The 23,565-nt window shown below is 69.9% G+C and carries 18 protein-coding genes and 4 pseudogenes; 7 read left to right on the top strand and 15 right to left on the bottom strand.

The genetic code is table 11. The features are described 5' to 3' along the window. Positions 1 to 471: 471 nt before the first annotated feature. On the bottom strand, positions 472 to 915 hold the full coding sequence (locus ACIBN2_RS38545) for a glyoxalase (protein WP_399141689.1): 444 nt from the start codon (positions 913 to 915) through the stop codon (positions 472 to 474). Between the two features lie 402 nt (positions 916 to 1,317). On the opposite strand from ACIBN2_RS38545, the gene ACIBN2_RS38540 reads away from it, so the two are divergent. Together ACIBN2_RS38540 and ACIBN2_RS38535 are read left to right on the top strand one after the other, a co-directional pair. Beyond that, on the top strand, positions 1,318 to 1,671 hold the full coding sequence (locus ACIBN2_RS38540; protein ID WP_399141687.1) for an iron chaperone: 354 nt from the start codon (positions 1,318 to 1,320) through the stop codon (positions 1,669 to 1,671). A gap of 328 nt (positions 1,672 to 1,999) precedes the next feature. Further along, on the top strand, positions 2,000 to 2,296 hold the full coding sequence (locus ACIBN2_RS38535; protein WP_399141686.1) for a hypothetical protein: 297 nt from the start codon (positions 2,000 to 2,002) through the stop codon (positions 2,294 to 2,296). 342 nt (positions 2,297 to 2,638) lie between these two features. On the opposite strand, the gene ACIBN2_RS38530 is transcribed toward ACIBN2_RS38535, so the two are convergent. Further along, the gene (locus ACIBN2_RS38530) at positions 2,639 to 3,187 is read right to left on the bottom strand and encodes a GNAT family N-acetyltransferase (protein WP_399141684.1); all 549 of its coding nucleotides are present in this window, start codon (positions 3,185 to 3,187) and stop codon (positions 2,639 to 2,641) included. A gap of 85 nt (positions 3,188 to 3,272) precedes the next feature. After that, a pseudogene (locus tag ACIBN2_RS38525) lies at positions 3,273 to 3,772 on the bottom strand (pyridoxamine 5'-phosphate oxidase family protein). A 247-nt stretch (positions 3,773 to 4,019) separates the two neighbouring features. Between ACIBN2_RS38525 and ACIBN2_RS38520 the strand changes: the two are divergent. Next, positions 4,020 to 4,376, top strand: a pseudogene (locus tag ACIBN2_RS38520) (transposase); the annotation flags it as partial. 470 nt (positions 4,377 to 4,846) lie between these two features. Here ACIBN2_RS38520 and ACIBN2_RS38515 read toward each other — a convergent pair. Continuing rightward, on the bottom strand, positions 4,847 to 5,830 hold the full coding sequence (locus ACIBN2_RS38515; RefSeq protein WP_399141682.1) for an AraC family transcriptional regulator: 984 nt from the start codon (positions 5,828 to 5,830) through the stop codon (positions 4,847 to 4,849). A 477-nt stretch (positions 5,831 to 6,307) separates the two neighbouring features. Between ACIBN2_RS38515 and ACIBN2_RS38510 the strand changes: the two are divergent. Continuing rightward, positions 6,308 to 6,700 (top strand): annotated as a pseudogene (locus tag ACIBN2_RS38510) (phosphate-starvation-inducible PsiE family protein); the annotation flags it as partial. Between the two features lie 119 nt (positions 6,701 to 6,819). Here the strand turns inward: ACIBN2_RS38510 and ACIBN2_RS38505 are convergent. Both ACIBN2_RS38505 and ACIBN2_RS38500 read right to left on the bottom strand, forming a co-directional pair. Continuing rightward, entirely contained in the window at positions 6,820 to 8,994 is a 2,175-nt protein-coding gene (locus ACIBN2_RS38505) for an FUSC family protein (RefSeq protein ID WP_399141680.1), read from the bottom strand. Between the two features lie 442 nt (positions 8,995 to 9,436). After that, positions 9,437 to 10,726 carry a hypothetical protein gene (locus tag ACIBN2_RS38500; protein ID WP_399141678.1) on the bottom strand — a complete coding sequence of 430 codons (1,290 nt, stop codon included), beginning with the start codon at positions 10,724 to 10,726 and terminating at the stop codon, positions 9,437 to 9,439. A gap of 532 nt (positions 10,727 to 11,258) precedes the next feature. Here ACIBN2_RS38500 and ACIBN2_RS38495 point away from each other — a divergent pair. The 3 genes and pseudogenes from ACIBN2_RS38495 to ACIBN2_RS38485 all read left to right on the top strand — a co-directional run bounded on the left by ACIBN2_RS38495 (position 11,259) and on the right by ACIBN2_RS38485 (position 13,338). Then, on the top strand, positions 11,259 to 11,708 hold the full coding sequence (locus ACIBN2_RS38495) for a DUF1931 family protein (protein WP_399141676.1): 450 nt from the start codon (positions 11,259 to 11,261) through the stop codon (positions 11,706 to 11,708). Between the two features lie 209 nt (positions 11,709 to 11,917). Next, positions 11,918 to 12,140 (top strand): annotated as a pseudogene (locus ACIBN2_RS38490) (ISNCY family transposase); the annotation flags it as partial. Positions 12,141 to 12,144: 4 nt separating this feature from the next. After that, positions 12,145 to 13,338 carry a PP2C family protein-serine/threonine phosphatase gene (locus ACIBN2_RS38485; protein ID WP_399141675.1) on the top strand — a complete coding sequence of 398 codons (1,194 nt, stop codon included), beginning with the start codon at positions 12,145 to 12,147 and terminating at the stop codon, positions 13,336 to 13,338. Positions 13,339 to 13,748: 410 nt separating this feature from the next. On the opposite strand, the gene ACIBN2_RS38480 is transcribed toward ACIBN2_RS38485, so the two are convergent. The 9 genes from ACIBN2_RS38480 to ACIBN2_RS38440 form a co-directional block, all read right to left on the bottom strand. Then, positions 13,749 to 14,141 (bottom strand): DUF2267 domain-containing protein, encoded by a 393-nt coding sequence (locus ACIBN2_RS38480; RefSeq protein ID WP_399141673.1) that lies wholly within the window; start codon positions 14,139 to 14,141, stop codon positions 13,749 to 13,751. Positions 14,142 to 14,167: 26 nt separating this feature from the next. Beyond that, positions 14,168 to 16,099: an MFS transporter gene (locus ACIBN2_RS38475; RefSeq protein ID WP_399141671.1), complete on the bottom strand. Its 1,932-nt coding sequence runs from the start codon at positions 16,097 to 16,099 to the stop codon at positions 14,168 to 14,170. Between the two features lie 474 nt (positions 16,100 to 16,573). Further along, positions 16,574 to 17,071 (bottom strand): Hsp20/alpha crystallin family protein, encoded by a 498-nt coding sequence (locus ACIBN2_RS38470; protein WP_399141669.1) that lies wholly within the window; start codon positions 17,069 to 17,071, stop codon positions 16,574 to 16,576. A 47-nt stretch (positions 17,072 to 17,118) separates the two neighbouring features. Further along, positions 17,119 to 18,900: an FAD-dependent oxidoreductase gene (locus ACIBN2_RS38465; protein WP_399141667.1), complete on the bottom strand. Its 1,782-nt coding sequence runs from the start codon at positions 18,898 to 18,900 to the stop codon at positions 17,119 to 17,121. Then, entirely contained in the window at positions 18,900 to 19,163 is a 264-nt protein-coding gene (locus ACIBN2_RS38460) for a UBP-type zinc finger domain-containing protein (RefSeq protein ID WP_399141665.1), read from the bottom strand. The genes ACIBN2_RS38465 and ACIBN2_RS38460 overlap by 1 nt, the downstream gene beginning before the upstream one ends. A gap of 5 nt (positions 19,164 to 19,168) precedes the next feature. After that, complete coding sequence (trxA, locus tag ACIBN2_RS38455) at positions 19,169 to 19,615, bottom strand: thioredoxin (protein WP_399141663.1); 447 nt, start codon at positions 19,613 to 19,615, stop codon at positions 19,169 to 19,171. Continuing rightward, on the bottom strand, positions 19,612 to 22,251 hold the full coding sequence (gene clpB / locus ACIBN2_RS38450) for an ATP-dependent chaperone ClpB (RefSeq protein ID WP_399141661.1): 2,640 nt from the start codon (positions 22,249 to 22,251) through the stop codon (positions 19,612 to 19,614). Before clpB ends, trxA begins: the two co-directional genes overlap by 4 nt. After that, entirely contained in the window at positions 22,242 to 22,610 is a 369-nt protein-coding gene (locus ACIBN2_RS38445) for a chaperone modulator CbpM (RefSeq protein WP_399141659.1), read from the bottom strand. The genes clpB and ACIBN2_RS38445 overlap by 10 nt, the downstream gene beginning before the upstream one ends. Next, entirely contained in the window at positions 22,610 to 23,563 is a 954-nt protein-coding gene (locus ACIBN2_RS38440) for a DnaJ C-terminal domain-containing protein (RefSeq protein WP_399141657.1), read from the bottom strand. Before ACIBN2_RS38440 ends, ACIBN2_RS38445 begins: the two co-directional genes overlap by 1 nt. Between the last annotated feature and the right edge of the window lie 2 nt (positions 23,564 to 23,565).

Genomic DNA, 23,565 nt, shown 5'->3' with positions numbered 1-23,565 from the left:
CCAGTCGTCCGTGGCACCCCATGACGAGGATTCTCCTGGTACTCACCTGTCAGTTTCCCGCTGCCATCCACCAACCACGCGCCGCGGATTCTCGGGAGGTACGTAGCCGTTCGGGTCGTCGATATACCTCGGGTCGATCTCGGCGACGCTGCCACCGAGATTCTCAGCAGCCCCAGCCAGGGGCGCCGGCTCGCTCGGTATGCCCCTACGCCGGCTTCGCGAGCCAAAACGCCCCACGTTCCCACCCCCACCGTTGCCCACCCAGGTGACCGCGACTGTGCCGCACCGGTCAGGACCGCATGAGGAGGGGTGTGCCAACCCGGCGTCCGGCTACGCTGCTTCCTCGACCTGCTGCACCAGCACGCCTCGCGCCTCGCCGCAGCGCCGCCTCCAGGGGCGGTCCGCCGAGAAGGCCCCGAACACCGGTGTGACGTACCGCCCGTGAGGGCGAGCGGAAGGCCAACGTCGTCTTCACCGGTCCCGGCCCGGCTCATCGGGGGTGCTGTCGTCGTGCAAAGAGGGGGCGTAGGAGATCCCGCCGATCAAGCCTTCCGCCGTGCGGAGTCGGGCCACCGTATGGCCCCACGGCTCGGTGCGGGCCTGGTGCACCAGCTCAAAGCCGGCGCGCTGCAGCTCCGCACCGGCGGCTGAGACCGCTTCCGCGTTCGCCACCTCGAACTCGATCGATGCCTGCGGGACCACCCGGCCGGCGGGCCACCGGGCCGTGCCGAAACATGACTCGGCCGCCTGCGACAGCGGCCACAGGCCGAAGTGCTTGCTGCCGGGGACGCTCCCGCTGGAGTGGTCATTGCCTTCACCCTCCAGGGGGAGGCCAAGAGTCTCGATGAACAGCGCGCGGCGGGGCGACGACCACGGCCACGCTCGTGATGAACCGGACGTCCATGCCGGTAGCACTCCCTGCGACTGGCCTGCGAGGCCACAAGGAATTCGGCCTCATCGGCACCGCTTTCAGCGGCGGTTCCCGCTTCACCGGATGCTGCCGGCCGCGGCCCACTGTCGCACCAGAATGGTCCGTTTCGCGGGAGACCTGCCCAACCGGCCGGTCAGCGGCCTGACGCACGGCGTGCAGGGTCCCATCGAGAGCACCGTCCTGTTGCTCGTGGTGGGACAGGAGCAGACCGGGGCCGACGAAGGCCGGAGCCCACTCGCCGGCGCACACGCGCCCGGCGGTCGGCGCGCCCGGCTCAGACCTGCCCCGCTTTGCGGCGGGTCGTCGCCCAGGAGGCGAAGCCCGCTTGCCTCCCCCGGCTCCCGCACCGGACCTGCCACACTGGCGCCACGGGCAGGGCGCAGACGGTGGACGAGTACCTCGAAGACTTCGCCGGGCCGGCCCGCGACCTGCTCGAGCCGGTGCGCGCGCTGGCTCACACGGCGGTTCCCCAGGCGGGCGAGGCCATCAAGTGGGGCCATCTGGCATGGGTGCACCCGTCGGGGACCATCCTGTTCACCGTCAACGGCGACACGAAGCATGCGAACGTCGTGTTCACGCCCAGCACCCGCGCCGCCTTCGAGGACGAGCTCGCCGCCTTCACCACCGGCAAGGGATCGGTGCAGCTCCCCTACGGCAGGCCCGTCCCCGCAGGCCTGCTGCAGCAGATGATCGCATTCCGGGTCCGCGAGCATGAGGACGATGGCGTGCTGTGGAGGTGACGGGAAGGCACGGCCGGGCCATGACGAGGGAGCAGGCCGGCGACGGCGCGGTGGAGGCGGCCGTCACCCAAGACGGCCGGATGATCACGGGTGAGCGGGACCACAAGCGGGCAACTCCTGCTCCCGGACGGCGTGTTCGCCGCGGCCGTCGGGAAACCATCTCCGCAAAAGCCGGTCCTGACGCGATACGTGCTTCGTGTCGACCCCACTCTCCAGCGCCGCATGGCCAGGCGCGGGGCGTGCCCGATCGGCGTAGGCCAACGTGCCTGCGGCTCGCCAGGATGGTCGACTGGGCCCGACTACGTACCGTCCTGAACGGGAGCCCAGCATGCCAATCGTCGCGGTCTTCGAAGTGCAGGGGATGACCCAGGCCCAATACGAGCAGAGCGTGGAGAAGGTGGCGGGGCGGCCCGGCCCGGTGAAGAGCCCCGCGGACTGGCCGGTTCCCGGTCTCATCTCGCACACCTCCGCCCCCACGGCCGACGGATGGCTCGTGGTCGACGTGTGGGAGTCCGAGGAGGCATTCCAGCAGTTCGGCGAGACCATCATTCCCATCCTGCAAGAGCTCGGCGTCTCCGACGCGCAGCCGAAGATCTATCCGGTGTTCAGCATGGTCACCCGGTAGGGGCGCAGGCCGCACCGCACCAGTCACCGACCGGATCGCCGACACCATCCGCCCGGTTCTTAGTCGATCCAGCGAACGGGCCACCTTCACCGGCGTGTTGGCCCGAACACTCCCGTCGCCGCCGCTCTCGCCCGCCGAAGGCTACAACCGGCCCGCCGCTGCGGGGGAAAGCGGCCGGCCCACCGTGCCGCACCCGTGAACACTGCGCCTGCGGTACGAACGCGATGCGGCCCGCCCACGGCCGGGTGAGCGCCAACGCGGCACCCAGCGCACAAAGTTGCGGCGCGGCCAGCGTAATCCGCCGTCCCTGCGGCCACGCCCCCTGTGCGGGCCTCTACGGCGTCACGCGAGTTCCGCCCACTCCTCACGGAGCATTCCGAACAGCACGCGGTCGTAGCGCCTCCCCTCCACCAGCACAGCCGACCGGCGGCGGCCTTCCTCCCGGAAGCCCAGCCGGGCGAAGGCGCGCACCGCGCGCTCGTTGCCGCTCCAGGTGTCCAGCTCCAGCCGGCTCAGACCGTACGCACCGAACAGGTGGCCCGCGAGCAGCCGCACCGCGTCACTGCCGTAGCCGCCACCCCACAACTCCCGCTCGCCGATGGTGATTCCGAGCGTGGCCACCCCGGCGTGGGGGTCGAGGTCCCGGTAGTCGGCCATGCCGATCACCGTCCCGCCCGTCAGGTCCTCGACCGTGAACACGGCCGACTCCCTCGGGCTCAGCCGCAGCATGGTGTCGAAGCCGAGCCGGACCGCCTCCGCGGTGACCGGGCCGAACATCGGGTCACCGGCCGCGGCCCAGCGCACCACCTCCGGGTCGTTGCGCCACCGGACATGGTGTTCAGCATCCTCGGGGCGCAGCGCGCGCAGTCGTACAAGCTTTCCTTCGAACATCGAGGAAGCCTAATCGACCGCGACGCACGCGAACGCCTCCACCGACACCAGCGACACCACCGGCCGAGGCCGGCCAGGACCGTCTTCAGACGCTCACCTGCTCCGCCCGCCGGCGGACGAGTTCCTCGACCGCGCTCGGCAGCGTCGTCTCGAAGTCGATCAGCTTCGCCCACGTCGGGGTCACCACGATCCGGACCATGCCGTCGTAGAGTGAGCGGACCGCTCGGCCTCCCACTCGACACGCTGCTCGGGCGTCATCTCGTACGAGCCGTTGATCTGGAGGTGCTCCTCGGGGATGCCGTCGACGACGTCCAGTTCGGCGCGGCCCCGGATCAGCAGGATCTTGGGCGGGTGCACCTCGGTGTCGATCGTCAGGGCGACCATCGGGTTCTCGCGCAGCGCCGGAAGCTTCGGCGCGTTCTTCGTGGTGCACATGACGATCTCGGAACCGTTCCAGGTGAACGCGATCGGAACGTTCCGGGGCGTGCCGTCCTTGGCCACGTACGCCAGCCGGACCACATCGCGGGCCAACAGCTCCCGACTGACAGGCCGGCTGAGAATCTCGGTGATCTCACTCGCGCGCACAGCCGTCCCTCCAGGGTCGTAGTCGTGATCCGCACCAGGGACGGAGCCGCCGGAGCATTCTCGACATCCGCCAGGCCCGGCCGACCACTCGGCTTGACGGCCGTTGGGTTGCCGCCAAGCGGCGGCCGCGAGAGTCCTGCAGCGCCGCGGTACGCGAGCCGCAGCCCCTCGTGTGTCCACCAGTAGGTACGGACCCTGACCGTGGTACAGCCGGCACCTAAGACGTCATCTCATTTGCCTGGATAAGCTGGCAGTCGTGGCAGGGATCGTTGAGCGGCTGGTGCCGGACGAGTTGTGGGAGATGTTCCAGCGGGTGGTGCCGGAGGCGCCATCGCGGCCTCAGGGCGGTGGCCGCCATCGGCACGGCGACCGCGAAGTGCTGACCGCAATTGTCTTCGTGGCGACGTCGGGGTGCACGTGGCAGCAGTTGCCGTCCGCATCGTTCGGGCCGTCGGGCGCGACGGCCCACCGACGATTCACCGAGTGGACGTAGGCCCGCGTGTGGGCAAAACTCCACCGCCTGGTCCTCGACGAACTCGGCTCCCGCGGCGAGTTGGACTGGTCTCGCCGCGCGATCGACTCGGTGCTTCTTGTCGGCCTGCGCCACCGGCCTCACCTGATCGACGGCTGTCTGCCACCCACCGGTCCGACCATGGATGATGACGCGATCAGATCGCCGGACTCCACGAGTTCAACCTGAGTAACTTCTTTGTGATGACTGCGAACCCGGGACCTTCCGAGGACCGGACGAGGGTTCTGCCTCATCGGTGTGGCTTCGGTACGGTCAAGGTCCGGGCCGGCGCCGACCCCGGCCCGGACCTTGACCGGTGTCGGGCAGTACACCGTGGCGAGGTTCCAGGCCGCATGTGCGCTGCCGACTCGCCCGCGGCTGTTGGGGGGGCCGGCGGGCGGTGACCGGCCCGAAGGGGTGGAGATGGGTCGGCCGATGTCCGCGCGGCGGACCGAAGAGCGGACGCGCGAACACCAGGAATCCTAGGGCGTGGTAGCTGCCGCGCACGATCCACTGAGCGCGGCCGCTGTCCGCACAGCGCGGGGCGTTGGCGTGGGCTGTGGTCACCCGGAACGCAGTGTCTGCGAGGGCAACTCGCCGAAGCGCGCTCGGTAGCGGGACGCGAAGCGGCCCAGGTGGCCGAAGCTCCAACGGTGGGCGACCTCGCTCACGTTCACTTCGCCCGGTGTGCCGCGGCGCAGCTCGTCGTGGGCGCGGGTGAGGCGGACGTCGGTGAGGTAGGCCAGCGGGGTCATGCCGACGTACTGCTTGAAGGATTCTTGGAGTCGCCGCACGCTCACCCCGGCGAGCACGGCCAACTCACCTACCGTGAAAGGGTGTTGCGGCATGCTGTGCATGGCCTCGACAGCACGCTTGACGGGGCCCGGGCGCAGGGCGGGGTTTGGTCGGTCGAGCTCGTCGCGGTAGCGGTGGCCGGTGGCGAGGAGGAGCCCGGTCAGCAGGGCCTCCTGGAGCGGGCGGGCGACCATCGGCCGGGTGAGTAGCCCGCCGGCCTGCATCTCGTCGAACACCGCGCGGATCAACCGTACCCAGCTCAGGCCCGCGCCGCGCGCGACGTCGAGTTCGGGCGTGAGGGTGACGGGGGTGCGCAGCGGTCGGCCGAGAAGGCGTTCGAGTTGATGGTTGAGGGCCTTGGGGTCGATCTTCACGGCCAGCATGGAGCAGTCGGTGCTCACTCGATCCAGGGCCGTGTCGCCGTGCGGCTGGAAGACGGCGGCGTTCGCGGTGGTCGCCACCGCATTGGTGCGCGCTCCTTGACGCCAGGCCAGGTGGCCACCCAGGGGGATGTCCACGTGGTAGGAGCCGAGTTCCCCGAACCTTATGCGCACCTCCGTGCCGAAAGCGAGTCGTCCGAGTGTGAGCGGACCGAGTGCGGCGATGTCGTACCGGGCCATGAACTCGGCGCCGCCGTCGGGCACGTCGATGAAGTTGGCGTAGAAGCGTTCTTGGAGGACCTGCCGAGCCCCGTCCACATCCGTCGTCCGGAACTTCAGCAAATCCTGGCCCTGGTTGGGCGAGTGGTGCATACCGCAAACTCCTGCGCCTTTGGACCGTACGAGGGATGGTGCACATTACCGTCATCCACTGCCTGCTACCGTGCCCCCACTTTTCCTTCTCACGGGGGATTTGACCGGAACGAGACGTCGCCTCAGCCTGACCTTGTCGGAGTTCTTGGAGCTCCGAGGATCGGTTGCTGACGGCCCGTCAGGATTTCAGGCGAGGAATCCCGTGCTGGTTAAGTCAGTTCTGGAATGCGGTCGGTGGCCGGCGTGGGGGTACTCCGTCGGCCGATGACAGACCGCTGAAGCGCTCGACGTTCACGGCGATGTCTGTGAGCACATGCTGAAGGTGGGCCTTCGGCTATCCCCGATAGCGGCGGCGGCGCATGCCATGTCCGTGATTCACATCGCCATGACCGACCTCATGACCCGGCGCCTCACCGGCGAGAACACCATCTCCCAATCCCTTGTCATGAGCGTTCCGGGAGAGCGGTGCTTCTCGGGATGTTCGAGTGCCGGATCGTGACATCTCAGGGCAGCCGGGTAGGCCTCGGTGATTTCGCGCCCCGCCGCTTCCCCCCAGACTGCCACCACAAGGAGCCGTCGCTCGTCCACCCGTTGCACACCGGGCCTGCGGACCGGGTCGTCCACGACGTCATCAGGGCGATCCAGGGGCCGTACCGCGCGGAGAGGGTCGTTCTCTCCGCCCTGGACAACGGCCTTGTGCTGTTCATCGTGGCCGAACTGCTCCACACCGTCCGCCTCACCCTCAGGAACCAGACCCTCGACGCGGAGCCGTTCCTCCTCGCCGGCCTGATTGCCGGCATCTGCAAGGTGCTCATCGTGACGGCCGAGGCGGAGAAGTCCATCCGGTGGCACGTCGAGGGGATCGAACTGCTCATCCTGGCGGAGCTGATCCTCGTGATGGCGACAGCGGTGTATGTGTGGCGGCGCTCGACGCGGCCGGGAGACTACTTCCCGCTCCAGGAGGCGCGCGCTCCTCGTCGCCGGAGCCGTCACCCGCCCCGGTGCGCGGGTCCTGATCCGTCACCTTCCGCCGCCACGGCCGCCTGCACCCGCTGCTCCTCGCGAGCAGAGCCGACGTCCCGTTCCAGGGAGGTGCGGCTCACGGCCGTCGCGAGGTCTTCCAAGGCCCGTTTCTGCAGTTCCGCCTCGCGCCGCACGACCGGGCTCCGGTTGCCGGCGGCGTCCTCCCACGCGTTGAGCGCTTCCTCCATGCGCCCCCAGTCCGGATTCCTGTGCTCGCGCACGTCGACTGCCGCCTGCGCGGTGTCCGCCTCCAGGGCGTCGGCGAACCGCTCCGCCTCGGGGACGAAAGGGCTGTCGGCCCGCGGGAGGTGACTCTCCATGAGCATCGCCGCCCGGCCGAACCCCTTGAGCGCCTCCTGCGCCTCCTCCGCCTCGCGCGACGTCAGCCCCCTGGGGCGGACCGGTTCCTGCCTTGCCTGGTCGTAGGCCTCCTGCCAGGCGGCACGTGCCTCCCTGCTCGCCAGGAGGGCCCTGCGCATGTCGGCGCGATGCTCCCGGGTCGGTTCGGCGTAGTTGCGGAGCACCGCGGCCGCGTAGCGGCCGTTGGCAATGAGCCAGTCCGCAAGCCGGCCCGGCAGCCGGGGCGTCTCCCATGCGGGGAACACCACGTACGCCAGCATTGCCAGGGCCCCACCGAGCAGGGTGAGCACCACCCGCTCCGGGACCGTCTGCTCCCATGTCTGGCCGCCCATGCCGAGCAGGAAGACGACGTACGCGGCGGTGAAGCACTGGGAGTAGGCGTAGCCGGTACGGGTCAGCGTGTACGACAGGCCCACCGAAACCACCGCCAGCGCGCCGAACACATGCGCGTCCGGGCCCAGGGCCCGCACCATCCCGGTGGCGAGCGCGACCCCCGCAAGGGTCCCGGCGAGGCGGGCCACCGCACGCGCGTACGTCCGGTGGAAGTCCGGCCGCATCACCATCACCGAGGCGATGGGCGCCCAGTAGCCGTGGCCGAGAGGTAGCCGGGCGGCGATCAGATAGCCGAGCGTTGCCACCGTCGCCAGGCGGACGGCGTGCCGGAACACGGGCGAGTCCCGGCGGAGCTCACGGCGGACCGCCCGGACGACAACCGGGACCAACCGGAACATTGTCGGGCGCACCAGGTATCGGGCGCCCGCGGGGCCGGGCGGCGTGGGCGTCTTCCCGCGCGCGCCGCCGCACTCGGCGATCTCCAACGCCTCTCCGAGCAGTTCCACGAGCCGCTCGGCGGCCTGCCGGGCGGGCCCTTCCAGCACCTCGTGCTCCTCGTCGACGCGCAGGACGTCCGCGCTCCCGGACGGCACTCCGGCGGGAGTGCCGCGGCGAATCGAACGGGCGGCCGCGTCCAGGACGTCAGCGGCCGCATTGAGCAACTCCCGCGCGCGGTCCCGCCCGGGTCCCTCCGCCGGGGCGCCGACTTCCGGGTCGGCGAGCGCGGCGACGACCGGCCGAATGCGCTCGGCGAGGCCCCGGGGGCCGTGGAGGACGGGGGGACGGGTTCGGGCCTGTGATGGCGTCACGGCGGCCGCGTCCCGGGCCGTCATCAACGGCTCCGGGTCGAACGGGACGGTCGGGTCGTGCCTCAACCGGCGGGCGTAGTCCGCCACGGCGGCCAGGGCGTCGGCGAGCGCGTCACGATGCGCCCCCCAACGGCGGATCGGGAACAGCAAGATCAGCACGGCCTGCACCACGCCCCCGAGCGCGATGATCCCGGCGTGCTCCAGGGCTCGCCCGACGCTCGTGGGCAGGGTGACGGTCACCAGCATGCTGCCGACCGTCGTCGCTGCGACGATCCCAGCGGTCGATCCGACGGCCCACGCCATGCCCGCGGCAAAGGCCCACACGGCCAGCAGTGGCAGGAACGTCACGAGTCGCCCCGCCGCCAGGTAGCCCACGAAGGTGCTGAGCGCCAGACCCGCGCCCGCGCCGAGCGCGATCACCTTGCGTGGACGCCAGGTGCGCTGGAAGGTGGCACCACCCGCGGAGTAGGCACCAAGGGCGGCGGACGCGGCATACGCAGGGGAGACCAGCCACAGCGCCGGCCCGATGACGATCGCCACCCCAGCGGCCGCGCGCAGCGCGAGCAGAGGCTCCAGCCGCGTCTCCTCGATCGTGAGCCCGGATCGCACGACCTCCCCGAAGGCCCGCAGCCACGTCACGGGTGTGAGCCTAGCCGGAACACCCTGCCGGGTCGCGTCGGCCGCGCCGCCGCCTCCTGAATGCACCGCGCCCGGCGGGCGCGCGACCCCGGCCGGCCTACACCCACAAACCGGCACCCACGCAGTACGGGGCGCGATGACCACATCCCTGCCGCCTGTTCAGCCTCAGCGGTCGCAGCTGGACGTCGTCCTCGTAGCCGATCCGGGATGGCCGGCGGAGGTCGCGAAGCGGCTGAAGAAGGGGGACGGACCTGCCCTGCCCGGGACCACACCCGCCCCATCATCGCCATGATCAGCCCGCCGGTGCACATTGCGCTGCTGTCGCCGGCCCTGCTCAGCCTGATGCCCGTCGCCCGCCAGCTGAGGGGGGCGGCCAAGTTCAGCGGACGTGGGGTGGTCCGAGGGACCGCCACCCGTAGGAGCCATTTGCGCCGGTATCGGTTCACTTCGAGGGCTGGTCATCGTGGTTGTCTTGGAGCATGTGGCGTCGTTCCTGTTCGCGCTTGGAGTACGCGGCCGCCCGGATCGCCTCGTCGCTCTCCAAGCCTGATCCCAGCGCTCCGCCCACGGTGGCGACCGAAGCCACGAACCAGGACAACGTCCAGTATTCCGTGGCGTGCAGCGGGGCTCGTGTCAGGGAGGCGAACACTCGGCCGTTGAGGATGAACAGCGCCCACACCAAGTTGATGACGACCAGACCCACGTAGCAGACGAGCACCCCGATACCCACAGTCACGACCGTCGAGGCGTTGTAGAGCCTCGCCCTCTGCCTTGCCTCCCGCGAGACCTCTGCTGATCGATGCCACAGCTCCCCGTCTACGATCAGCCAGCCGATCATGAGCCCGACTGACCCGACCATGGCGACCACGAGGCGTGGCGCGCTCAGGGCCTCAGTGAGGCTCCAGGTGGTGGAGTCCAGAGTGGCGATGGCCCCCGTTGCGAGTGCGGCCGCCAGGGCTTTCGACAAGCCCGGCACCAACCGCCAAGGCCGGTTGGCGCGGACCATACCGAAGAGCACCCTCAGGTAACCGCGCGGCCCACTGACGACGTACCGAAGATCAGCGGTCTCCTCCTCATCGACCGTGCCCGGGTGAATACGCGCGAGACGACTGACCAAGGGCCCCAGCAGCGGCTGACTCTGCGGAGGTTCTTCAGCCCTTGTGGCCCGCGGACCCGCCAAGCCAAGCACGGCTTCTTCCACGGCCCGCCGGGCCTTCGTCTGCAGCCGCAAGCCCCCCAGCGAAGGAAGTGACAGCAGCGCCAAGCCGTGTTCGTGACTCAGATTCACAACGAGCCTGCGCCCGTGCGAGTGCAGCGGAAGGTCGGTGAGGGCCACGACGATGTCCCAATTCTCGGCACTTCCGCGGTCCATGATCCGGCGCATCAGTGTGGGCGGGTCCTCGGTCCCTGCGGTGAAGGGCTCACTGATCACCTCGACGTCGAACCGTCGCCCCTGGCCCGACTTGTCGGCGAGCCGAGCAGGAAGTGTCTGGGCCATGCGCTGCGCGATCTCGGTCGGCGCGTCCGGATCCGCCAGGAGAGCCACGACCGTAACGCCTTGAGACGACACCCGCATGACTGGACCCTTCTCGTCGGCTGCCCCGCGATCGCAAGTGCCCACAGGTGCCGCCGAGGTAACGTCGACGCCGCGGGACACGTCGGCCTCCGCCATCAGGTGCAGGCGGTAGGGCGGATCTCCTCTTCTTCCCAGCACGAAACCGGCTCCCACCACCGGGCCACGATCGCGTGCGCCACCACGAACGCCCGCTCCGACCCCAGCTTGGCCCGCACTCGCACGCCGCGCCACCGACCGCCCCACTTCGGAGGCCGGCAAAGGCCTGCCGCCCGGGAGGTTCCAGAACGCCGGCGAGGCACCGCACTACGTGCTGCCCGGCGTCCGGGGGCGGTTGCGGCTGCTGGGCGGAATGGTCCGCGTCAACCGGCCGCCCTGGCTCCTTGCTGTCCACCGGCCTCTCCCGAGCGCTCCCTGGCGTGTTCGCCACCGCGACGTTCGGCCTCATCAGCAGCGACATCTGGAGGGTCACCCTTGACGTGGGCCGCTCCGCGCCGCGGTGTTCACCCTGCTGTCGATCCGCAGTCCGTCCGACCACCCAGGCAGTCGGACGCCTGGCCTGGCAGGGCAATACAGGAAAGCTAATTGGGCCCGACATGCGCATGCGTTCGCGCGCCCCCGTCGGCCAGGCTGACGGGGAAGCTCAGGGAGCCGGGAGCCACCCCGGCGCCCGCAGACGGAGGTTGCCGTCATGACCGTGATGTCCATCGCCAGGTTCGAAAGGTTCTTCCGCGCGGCCGCCGGGCTGGACGTCGACAAGAACGATCTCAAGCGCTACAGCGACTTCGTCGACGCCAAGCTCTACGATCTGCTGACCGTCGCCCAGGCCACTGCCAAGGCCAACGGGCGCGACATCATCCGGACCTGTGACCTACCGATCACCAAAGGCCTGCAGGAGAGCATTCACCACTTCCGGAAGATCGACCAGGAAGTAGAACTCAAGCCGATCCTGGAACAGCTCGCCGCCCATCCCGCTCTGGACCGCACGCCCGACGAGGAGACCGAGGCGGCCTATCCGGACATCATCGGCGGACTCAGCCTGGCCCTTGCCCAGAGCTTCAAGACCCTCCACCCCGACCTGAAGAACCCCCAAACCCAGCACTGGGACGAGGCCCGAGCCGTCTTCGACCTCCTGCTGTGAGTGGCGACCGGACCCGGCGGTGCAGGTCATGGCCCAAACAATGGCAGCGAGCTCTGCTTCTTCGGCTGCCGCGACGATCCCTACGCCGCAGGGCCTCGTCCACGTCCCGGGTGCCGCCGAGAGCGGGTGTGACCTCCGCCAACAGCGCCAGGCGGTCCAGGGCCCGCCACAGCGCCGCGTCCACGTGGAACTCGTCCTGCTGTGGAACGGGTGAGCTGGCCAAGACCGCGGCGGGCACCCGCCGGCTGCTGGAGCAGACCGCTGTGCGGCTTGCGGGCATCCGCACGATCCCCGCCCCGCTGGTGTCCTAAGCCGATCCCGAAGCCCGACCAATCCGCAAGGGGCAAGCCCCGGCACCCGATGCTGATCGGCCTACGTCGCGGGTACCGGAGCACTCAGATTGTGGCGGCTCGACCTCGCGGGGATCATCGAAGGCATGGACAGGGACATGTCCGTCGGGCCCGGGGAGCGGCTGCTGGAGGAACTGGTCAGAGCAGCCCAGCTGGCATCACCTGCGGAACTGCCCGTGGTCCTGAACCGGTATGCCGAGGCCATGGGTCTGGGCAGGGCCGTTATCTATCTGGTCGACATCCAGCAAAGACTGCTGGTGCCGCTTGTCGAAGGCGAGCCGGAACTGGAGCTCGACACTTCGCCGGCCGGATGGGCCTACCGCACCGACTCTCTCCGAGTGGAAGAAGGCTCCTCCGGCGGACTGAACGTATGGCTGCCCCTGGCCGACGGAGCGGAGCGGCTGGGCGTCGTGGAGCTGAACATGAGCACCCTGGACGGGCTCAAGCTACGGCGCTGTCGAACGACGGCGCTGCTCCTCGCACTGATCGTCACCTCCAAGCGCACCTACGGCGACACCATCGCGCAGCGCATGCGTACCAGGCCGATGCACCTGCCCACGGAAATGGTGAGGGCTTTTCTCCCTCCCCGGTCGATCGGCACCGGGCGGGTCGTTTCGACGGCGGTTCTGGAGCCCGCGTACGAACTGGGCGGCGATGCCTTCGACCATGCGTTCACCGAGGACGTCTTGCACGCCACAATCCTTGACGGCATGGGGCACAACCTGGCGTCCGGACTTGCCACCTCTGTCGCCATGGCGGGCTGCCGCAACGCCCGGCGCAGCGGGGCAGACCTGCACGAACTCGCGGGCACCGTGGACGAAGCGCTGGCGACGTGGCTTCCGGAGCAGTTCTGCACGGGTGTCTTCACCCAGTTGCACATGCCCACCGGTGTGCTGCGCTGGTGCAACTGCGGCCACCCGCCTCCGTTGCTCATCCGTCGCCACCGCCTGCTCCACAAGGCTTTGGAGCGGCCACCTGAGCCTCCTTTGGGTCTGCCCGCCAGTCTCGCCGGGACCGCCCGTCAGGTGCACGACGTCAGCCTCGAACCCGGTGACCGAATACTGTTCTACTCAGACGGTGTCGTGGAGTCACGCGATGATGCAGGCGAAGAGTTCGGCCTCGAGCGCTTCACCGACTACATCATCCGGTCGACCGCAGCAGGGCAGAGCGCCCCGGAAGTGCTGCGCCTGCTCATCCACGCCATCCTCGAACATCGGCACAACGAACTCAGCGACGACGCCACGATCTTGATGTTCGAGTGGCAGCCCCCTGATCCGTGACCGCAAGAGCCGGAGGGCGCAGCCGTGGCGCCGGACTCCGAGGGCACAGACGCTACGTCGGTGGATGCCGGGCGTAGCTCCGTCTCCGAGAAGCGGCGGGTATGGCGCCGCACATCTGCAGCGCCATACCCGCGCAGGCAGGGGCCCCAGGCGACGGGCCGCGGGTCCTTGGCCGCAGCGGCGCCCTGTTTGTCGGCCTTGCCGGCGGATGGTGCCGGAGGCTTGGGTTCTGTGGTGCCCGGCCGCAGTCACACCGCCTCGTAGCCGGCCGTTGTGGCGCCCGGCTGGGAGTCGGTCCACGACGCTCCTGCGGCATTGTGCCGGGCTGAGATCCCCCACGGCCTCCAGTGCCTCCGGCAGCCGGACTGTCGGAGGATCATCACGCTCGGCAACCATCGCGCCTCACGGGCTCAGTCCGCGAGGTCGGCCTTGCCGAACAGGACCGCGTAACTGGAGGGGAGCTGGCTGATGACCTGATTCAGCTCTCCGCCGGTGACGGCGTCGGCAACGGTGGTCAGGACCGCGCTGGCGTCCCACTGCGCCGTACGCGGCCGGGCATGGGTGCGCTCGGCGACCCGGCGGTAGAACTCCTCGATCCCGAAGCTCCTCGCCTGCTGCGGCGTGGCATGGGTCAGAACCTGTCCCAGTGGGCCGGGCAGCTGGGATGCGAGGTCCTTGACCTCCCCCGGGCTGATCCGTTGGGCCAGCACTTCCAGCACGGCGTTGGTGACGTCCGCGGCTTCGTGCTGGTCGTTGTATTCGCCTCGCTCGCGTACCCGGGCGAGGAATCCGTCGTATTTCATCGCTGCCTTCCTTCTGCCCGCTCCGGTCACCGCTGGTTATGGGGGTCGCCCGGTCCCCTGTCGGGCCGGCCGCGTCCGTCCGCCGGCGCGTAGCTACCGTTCGCAAGGCCCTTGGCGCGGGACTCCCGCACGGATTCACGCAGGGCACGGCGGAAGCGCCCGGGGCCCCAGGAGCGGCCGCCCACGGCCTGTTCGAGTCTGTCGCGGCTGGTCGGGCCGGTTTCTTGGAGCGTGTGGGTGATCTGTTCGATCTCGTCGTCGAGGCGGTGTTCGGCCATGGCGGACGTACGGCTTGCCGTGCCCGCGGTGCCGGCCATCCCCGGCGAGTACAGGGTGCTGCCCGGTCCGGTGCCCGGGCGGTAGCGGCGGGCTCCGGCGCGCTCCCGCTCCCGGCGGCGGGCGGTGCGCTCGGCGATCCGCAGTTCCCGCTCGTGCGCGGCCTGCCGGACGGGCGCGGGCCGGAGGCGGTCTCGTGCGTCCTGCGGCGCGGGCTCGTTGCGCCAGGCTGCCTCGGTTTCCTCGGCGGTGAGCGGCCGGGCGATGTTCTCCAGGGACTGTTGTTCGGCCCGGACACCGAAGAAGACCTCGGCCACCCCGCCCAGCGCCATGACTGCCGCTCCGATGAGGAAGCCGATGGCCACCAGGTCGGCATCGCCACTGTGAATCAAGCGGCCGAACAGCAGCGGGCCGGTGATTCCGCCCACGGCCGTGCCGATCGCGAAGAACAGCGAGATGGACAGGGCTCGGGTCTCCATGGGGAAGACCTCGCTCACGGTCAGGTAGGCCGAGCTCGCTCCCGCAGACGCCACGAAGAAGGTCAGCGAGACCAGCAGGAAGAACGACCATGTCGTCAGGGAGCCGTTGATCAGCAGGACGGCGAGGACGGCTGCCACGACCGCCGAGCCGAAGTAGGTGCCCGCGATCATCGGCTTTCTGCCGACGGTGTCGAACAGCCGGCCGAGAAGGAGTGGTCCCAGGAAGTTGGCGATCGCGAAGAGGACGAGGAAGTAGGGGATCGAGCCGGAGCCGACGTGGAAGAAGCCGTTCAGGATCGTGCCCAGGTCGAAGACGATCGCGTTGTACAGGAACGCCTGTCCGACGAAGAGCGCCAGACCGAGAACGGCGCGACGCGGATACCGCCGCAGAGCTACGCCGGCGATCTCCGTGAACGGGATGACGTCGCGCTGCCGTACGGTGACCGCCTCGCCCGGTTCCGGCAGCTCGCGGCCGGTCTCTTGGTGCACCTCGGCCTCGATCCGGTCGACGATGCGTTCAGCCTCGGCTTGATGCCCGTGGATGAACAGCCAGCGCGGACTCTCCGGCACATGGCGGCGGACCAGCATGATGCCCAGGCCCAGAATGCCGCCCAGGCCGAAGGCCAGCCGCCAGCCGAGGTCGGCTGCCAGCAGACTCTCGTTGAGAAGCAGCACGGCGACCAGGCTGCCGAGCGCCGCACCGACCCAATAGCTGCCGTTGATGGCCAGATCCACCTGCCCGCGGTTGCGGGCGGGGATCAGCTCGTCAATGGCCGAGTTGATCGCGGCATACTCTCCGCCGATGCCCATACCGGTGATGAAGCGGGCGAGGTAGAGGTACCAGGCGTCGTGGGCGAAGGCGGTCGCGACGGTGGCGAGGACATAGATGCCGAGCGTGACCATGAACAGCTTCTTGCGCCCGTAGCGGTCGGTGAGCCTCCCGAACAGGAGAGCGCCGGCACATGCGCCTGCCACGTAGATGGCGGCGGCAGTTCCTATGTCGGCGCTGGTCAGGTCGATGCCGCTGCCCGGCTCGGTCATACGGGCGGCAACCGCCCCGACGATCGTCACTTCGAGTCCGTCCAGAATCCAGACGGCGCCCAGACCGATGACGATCCGCCAATGGAATCGGGACCACGGCAGCCGGTCAAGCCGGGCGGGGACCTTGGTCGTGACGACACCGAGCTCGGCGGTGGTGGTCATGCCACGCCTCCTCGTTCAGGGCCACGGGCTGTTGCCTGGAGAGGGACAGAACGGGCCGGAATGGACACGTCCGCATAGGGTGGTCTGCTGTGCTGCGCTGCCACCTTCTGGGACACCGTTTTCGCTTTCTCCATGAGGGCGACACGATGCTCTGGCACTGCGCGCGTGGGTGCGGAGCGGAGGGAAGCAAGCGATATCCGACGGCCCAGGACGCCGAGCGTTACGCACGGGCATTCGACCGCGAGGACCAGGAGGACATGGGCCGGCGAGCACCGCTGGGTCTGCTCCCCCTTCGGCTGCTGCGCGCCTGGCGTCTGCGGCGCCGAAAGGAAGCCGGTGGGGAGCCGCCTGCCGAGTCCCCGCCGCCGTAAGGGGTCGTGACACGGGACGTCGTACATGAGTCACCCCGGGTGTCGAGCCTCGCCGGCCCGGCCGCGGTGCCGGACGGGTGCCCGGAACCGCGGCGTTCGCGTCTCAGCCGCTGCTCTCGGTGCTTTCACTCGTCTCGCTGATCTCGATGTGCCGGGGCTTTGCCACCTCGGCCTTGGGGACGGTGATGGTGAGCACCCCGTCCGACATCTGCGCATTGATCTTTTCGGTGTCGACCTCTCCGGGCAGCCGCAGCCGGTACTCGAAGGATCCGGTGCGGCGGGTGCTCCGGCGCAGGACGCCTTTGCGTTCCTTCTCCTTGATCTCTCCGGTGACCACCAGCTCCTGGCCGTTGGCTTCGACGTTGACGTCCTTGCTCTTGACGCCGGGGAGTTCGATCTCGACGTGGAAGGCGTCGTCGGACTCCGTGACATCCGCCAGGGGTGTCCACGCGACTGCGGGCGCCGCGCCTCCCACCGTGGATTCGATCAGTCCGCTCATCTCGCTGAGCAGTTGGTCGAACTCCGTCAGCGGATTGCGTGCCCAGCCAAGGGGCCTGTCCTGCATCGTGCCACCGCGGTGGCGCCGGACGGGCGTGGTCATTCCCATCGCCTCCTTCTCCTTCTCGTGATCTCGTCGCCCGCTGGGTGTCATGCGAGCCAAGCGGACTCCTTCGGACGGGTGTGCGGGGAGCTGTCGGTGCCACCGGGCGCGGCCGTGTGGCCCAGGTAGCGGTGCGCGAAGTGGATGCTCATCGCGCCTTCGCCGACCGCGGAGGCCACGCGCTTCACCGAGCCGCTGCGGACGTCGCCGGCGGCGAAGACGCCAGGCAGGCTGGTCTCCAACGTCAGGCAGTCGCGGCCCTGGCTCTGCCACAGCTCGGGAACGGAGCAGGCCTGCGCCTCCGCGCCGGTGAGCACGTAGCCGCGCGCGTCGAGGGCGAGCGCGCCGGACAGCCAAGCGGTGTGAGGGTCTGCGCCGGTGAAGACGAACAGGGCCCGCACCTCGAGGTGACGGTGCTCGCCCGTACGGCGGTCGACCACGGTGACCGCCTCCAGCGCCTTGTCGCCGTGTGCCTCGGTCACCTCGGTGCGCAGCAGGACGCGCACCCGCGGGTGGCGCTCGATCTGATCGATCAGGTAGCGGGACATGTGCGCCTCGAGGCTTTGCCCACGGACGAGCAGATACACCTGCGGTACGTACCCGGCCAGGAAGAGCACGGCCTGGCCCGCGGAGTTGCCGCCGCCGACCACCGCCACCGGGTCGGTACGGCACTGCTGGGCCTCGTAGACGGTCGCCGAGTAGTGGACGCTCGAGCCCTCCAACGGCTCGATGCCGGGCACATGGAGGCGGCGGTAGCGGGCGCCGGTGGCGAGGACGACGGTACGGGCGGTGACCTCGCTTCCGTCGGCGAAGCCGACAGCGTAGTGGTCATCCCGCCGTTCGAGCCGGGCCGCCTCCGCCGGGACGCTGATCCGGGCGCCGAACTTGTCCGCCTGGAGCACGGCGCGCTCGGTGAGTTCGGCGCCGGAGATGCCGGAAGGGAAGCCGAGCAGATTCTCGATGCGGGACGACGTCCCGGCCTGGCCGCCGGTGGCCAGCGCCTCGACCACGGTCGTGCCGAGGCCCTCCGAGGCGGCGTTCACCGCGGCGGCGAGACCTGCCGGACCGGAGCCGACGATGAGGAGATCGCCGCGGCCGTTGCCCGATTCCAGGCTCGGCAGGCCGATGAACCGGGCCAGTTCGGCGTTGCTCGGATTGCGCAGCAGGGTCGTGTCCCGCCAGATCACCAGCGGCGTCTGCTCCGGACCGACCGCGAAGCGCCGCAGCAGCGCCTCGGCCTCCTCGTCCGTCTCCAGATCGATCCAGCGGTGCGGCAGCCGGTTGCGGGCGGCGAACTCGCGCAGCCGCCGGGTGTCGGGCGAGTAGCGCGAGCCGATGATGCGGAAACCGGCGCCCTGCCCGACGAGCAGAGCGCGGCGGCCCAGGCAGGCGCGCAGCACCACATCGCCCAGGGTGGAGTCCCGGGTCACCAGGTCACGCAGCTGATCCATGGACAGGCCGAGGATCTCGGCGGGGTCCCTGACCACGGCGGTGTAGAAGGCCACCTGTCCGTTCAGGAGGCCGAGTTCACCGATGAAGCGGCCAGGGCCGTGCACACGCAGCAGGTGTTCATCGGGCGTGCCGTAGCCCTCGACGATGGCGACCGAGCCACTGAGGACGACGTAGAACATCTCGCACCGCTCCCCCTCCCGGATCAGCACGTCACCGGCGTCAACCGCGCGCCGCCGGCCATGCTGCGCCAGGCGGGTCATCTGGTCGTCCGACAGGCGGGGATAGGCGCCGTAGATGTCGGGAGTCTCGAAGGGGACGCTCTCCTCCGCCTCGTCCGGCACAGGCGCTGTGCCCGGCCGCGTCTCGTCGCCGGGCATCACACGAACGCCTCATGGACGTAGCACCACCGCCAGTCCTCGCCGGGCTCCAGCGACGCCACGATCGGATGGCCGTCGGCGGCGGCGTGACGGCGGGCGTGCCGGTTCGGCGAGGAATCGCAGCAGCCGACGTGGCCGCAGGTCAGGCAGAGCCTGAGGTGGACCCACGGGGAGCCGAGCAGCAGACACTCCTGACACCCTTCTGGGGTCAGCGGCTGGACCGGCCGGACAAACGCGAGGTGGGGGTCTGCGTGCAGGGTCATCCGGATCACCTTTCCCGGGCCGTGATCGACTGTTCCACCCACTGGCGCAGAGCGGGGGCGGGCGCCGCCCCCGCCTGCCGGGCGACCGTCTCGCCTTGATCGAGGACCAGCAGCGTCGGTACCGCCTGGACCTCGAACCGCCGCGCCAGGCGCGGGTTCCTGTCGATGTCGACCTTGACCAGTTTGATCTTGCCCGCGAGATCGGCGGCGACCTTCTCCAGCGCGGGGCTCACCATGCGGCAGGGGCCGCACCAGGTGGCCCACAGGTCGACGACGACGGGCACGGTGGCCTGCTCGACGACCTCGGTGAAGTCGTCGTCGCCCGCGTCGGCCATCCACGGCAGCGGCTGCTTGCAGTTGCCGCACCTGGGGCGGCCCTCGGCGACCGCCGGCACCCGGTTGGTGCGCCCGCAGTGCGGACAGGTGACGTTGGTGGCTTGCACGGTGCTCATGCCGCCCTCGCTCCCTTCACGTCCTCGGGCTGGTCGTAGGTGACCACCAGTTCTCCGTGCTCGGCGTCGACGCGGACCTTCGCGCCGTCCTGGACGTCGCCGCGCAGCAGGGCGCGCCCGACGAGTGTCTCGACCTCGTGGGAGATGTAACGCCGCAGCGGGCGGGCCCCGTACACCGGGTCGTAGCCCTGGTGGGCGATCAACTCACGGGCCGCGTCGGTGAGTTCGATGGTGATGCGGCGTTCGGCGAGGCGGCGGCGCAGTTCGTCGAACTGCAGCTCCACGATCCGCTCGATCTGCCGCTCGCCGAGCGGTTTGAACAGCACGATGTCGTCGACGCGGTTGAGGAACTCCGGGCGGAAGTGCCCGCGCAGCTCGCCCATCACCAGGGCGCGGGCGTCCGGCTTGATCTCGCCCTCGGCGGTGGCGCCGTCGAGGAGGTGCTCGGAGCCGATGTTGGACGTCATGATGATCACGGTGTTGCGGAAGTCGACGGTTCGGCCCTGGGCGTCGGTGATGCGGCCGTCATCGAGGATCTGCAGCAGGGTGTTGAAGACATCGGTGTGCGCCTTCTCGATCTCGTCGAACAGCACGACCGAGTACGGCTTGCGGCGTACGGCCTCGGTGAGCTGGCCGCCTTCCTCGTAGCCGACGTATCCGGGCGGGGCCCCCATGAGCCGGCTGACGGTGTGCCGCTCCTGGTACTCGCTCATGTCGAGGCGGACCATGTTCTCCTCGGAGTCGAACAGGGCCCGGGCGAGGGTCTTGGCCAGCTCGGTCTTCCCGACGCCGGTGGGGCCGAGGAAGATGAAGGAGCCGATGGGGCGGCGAGGGTCGCGGATGCCGGAGCGGGCGCGGATGACGGCGTCGGCGACGAGCTTGACGGCCTCGTCCTGACCGATGACGCGCTCGCGCAGTATCTCGTCGAGGCGCAGCAGTTTCTCGCGTTCGCCCTCCTGGAGGCGGGCGACGGGGATGCCGGTCCAGGCGGCGACGATCTCGGCGATCTCCTCCTCGGTGACGACCTCGCGCAGCAGCCGGTTCTGCCCTTGTTTGGCGGCCAGTTGCTCCTCCTCTGCGGCGAGTCGGCGCTCCAGCTCCTGGAGGCGGCCGTAGCGGAGTTCGGCGGCGCGGTTGAGGTCGTAGGCGCGTTCGGCCTCCTCCGCCTCGTGGCGGACCTGCTCCAGTTCCTGGCGCAGCTCCTGCACGCGGCGGATCGCCTGCCGTTCGGCCTCCCACTGGGCATGTTTGGCGTCGGCCTCGCCGCGCAGGTCGGCCAGTTCCCTGCGCAGCTCCTCCAGACGGGTTTTGCTGGCGGGATCGGTCTCCTTGGACAGGGCCGCCTCCTCGATCTCCAGGCGGGTCACCCGGCGGGTGATCTCGTCGAGTTCGGCGGGCATGGAGTCGATCTCGGTACGCAGCCGGGCGCAGGCCTCGTCGACGAGGTCGATGGCCTTGTCGGGCAGGAAACGGTCGGTGATGTAGCGGTGGGAGAGCGTCGCCGCCGCTACCAGCGAGGTGTCCTGGATCTTGACGCCGTGGAAGACCTCGAGGCGTTCGCGCAGGCCGCGCAGGATGGAGATGGTGTCCTCCACGCTGGGTTCGTCGACCAGGACCTGCTGGAAGCGGCGTTCGAGGGCGGCGTCCTTCTCGATGTGCTTGCGGTACTCGTCGAGGGTGGTGGCGCCGATCATGTGGAGTTCGCCGCGGGCGAGCATCGGCTTGAGCATGTTGCCCGCGTCCATGGCCCCTTCGGCGGCGCCCGCGCCGACGACGGTGTGCAGTTCGTCGACGAAGAGCAGGATGCGCCCCTGGGCGGCCTTGACCTCGCTCAGTACGGCCTTGAGGCGTTCTTCGAACTCACCGCGGTACTTGGCGCCGGCGACCAGGGAGCCCATGTCGAGGGCGAACACGATCTTGTCGCGCAGTCCTTCCGGCACGTCACCGCGCACGATGCGCTGGGCCAGACCCTCCACGATGGCGGTCTTACCGACGCCGGGGTCGCCGATCAGAACGGGGTTGTTCTTGGACTTGCGGCTGAGGATCTGGGTGACGCGGCGGATCTCGGCGTCCCGGCCGATGACGGGGTCGAGCCGCCCGGCCTTGGCCTCGGCGACCAGGTCACGGCCGTACTTCTCCAGGGCCTCGTAGGCCACCTCGGGGTTGGCGGAGGTCACGCGCTGGTTGCCGCGGACCTGGGTGAGCGCGCCGAGGAAGGAGTCCCGGGTCACGCCGTGCTCCTTCAGCAGGCGCCCGGCGGCGGTCGCCGAGCCCTCCTCGGCCAGCGCCAGCAGCAGGTGTTCCACGGACACGTACTCGTCCTTGAGGCGTTTGGCCTCCCGCTCGGCCGCGTCCAGCAGCCGGGCCAGGCGCTGGGTGACGAAGACCTGGCCCGGCGCCGCGCCCGGGCCGGTCACCTTGGGCCGGCGGGAGAGCTCCTCGCGTACGGCCGCGCGCAACTCCCTGGGCTCGGTGCCCGCCTGCTGCAGCAGCCGCGGGATCAGGCCCTCCTCCTGGTCGAGGAGGGCGAGCAGCAGATGTTCGCCGTCGACCTCGGTGTGGCCCAGGCGGCCGGCGGCGCTCTGGGCCTCCTGCAGGGCTTCCTGTGACTTCTGGGTCAGGCGGTTCATGTCCATGGTGGTAGATCACTCCTCATGCCTGCACGCCGCAGCGCGGCTTCGAGCAGGCTGATGCGGTCGAGCAGGTCGAGCACCAGACCGAGGGACGCATAGTTCAGGCACAGGCCGGTGCGCAACCGCTGGACGCGGGCCAGGGCGGCCGGGGCCGTTGGGGCGAACACGAGCCGTCCGGAGGCGTCACGGCCGGCGTCCACCAGTCCGAGGGCGACGAACCGACGGATCAGATCGGGATGGAGGCCTGAGCGGCGGGCCACGGTCTCCAGGGAGAGCCTGGGCACGGGCACGATCGCGTACTGCACGCCCACCTCGTACGTGCGTGCGTGGGACGGGCGGGCCTCGGCCGGTCGGTCGCTCATCAGGTCCTCCTGGGGTCGAACGAGGAGACAGCGGCAAGTTCCTCCAGCAGCTCGCGCTCCCGGTCGCTCAGCCGAGGCGGCACCATGATCCGCAACTCCGCGTACAGGTCTCCGTTCGCGCCGCGCGGGCCCGGCATGCCCTCGCCGCGCAGCCGCAGGCGCCGTCCGCTGGAGGACCCGGCGGGCACGGTCACCTTCGCCGTGGCACCGCTCGGCGTGCGCACCGGCACGGTCGCGCCCAGCGCCGCCTCCCACGGGGTGACCGGAAGCCTCACGTGGACGTCCCGGCCGTCGAGCCGGAACTCGGGGTGCGGCTGGATCCGCACCCTCAGGTACAGGTCCCCGGCGGGAGCGTCGTCGCCGCTCCCGCGCCCGCCCTCCCCGGCTAGCCGGATGCGCTGCCCGTCGGTGGTGCCGGGCGGCACGTCGACCTGGTAGCGCCGCTGCCCGGTCGGCCCGGCGAGGGTGACCGTACGGCGGCCGCCCCGATAGGCCTCCTCGACGGTGAGCGGCAGTTCGGCCTCCTGGTCGGCGCCGGGCACGCGCATCCGCCCGGCGCCGCCGAACAGCGAGCCGAACAGATCCTCGACGTCGACCCCCTCGCCGTCGAAGCCCGTCGTGGAGTACCGCACCCGGGGGCCACCGCCGGTGGTCCACCGGAAGCCACTGCCGGCTCCGGCGCCGGCGCCGGCGCCGGCACCCGCGGCGACTCGCTCCTCCCAGTCCTCCGGGACCTTCCGGAAGTCCTCGCCGAAGCGGTCGTACCGGGTTCGCTGCTCCGGATCGGACAGGACGCTGAAGGCCTCATTGATCTCCTTGAACCGCTCCTCCGCCTGGGGGTCCTTGTTGACGTCGGGGTGGTACTTGCGGGCCAGGGTGCGGTAGGCCCGCTGGATCTCGTCCCGGTCGGCGGTGCGCTGAACGCCGAGCACCTCGTAGAAGTCGCGTGCCATGG

Source organism: Streptomyces sp. NPDC050534 (assembly GCF_044457745.1).
Taxonomy (GTDB): Bacteria; Actinomycetota; Actinomycetes; order Streptomycetales; family Streptomycetaceae; genus Streptomyces.
This window is presented reverse-complemented; position numbering and strand designations above follow the sequence as displayed.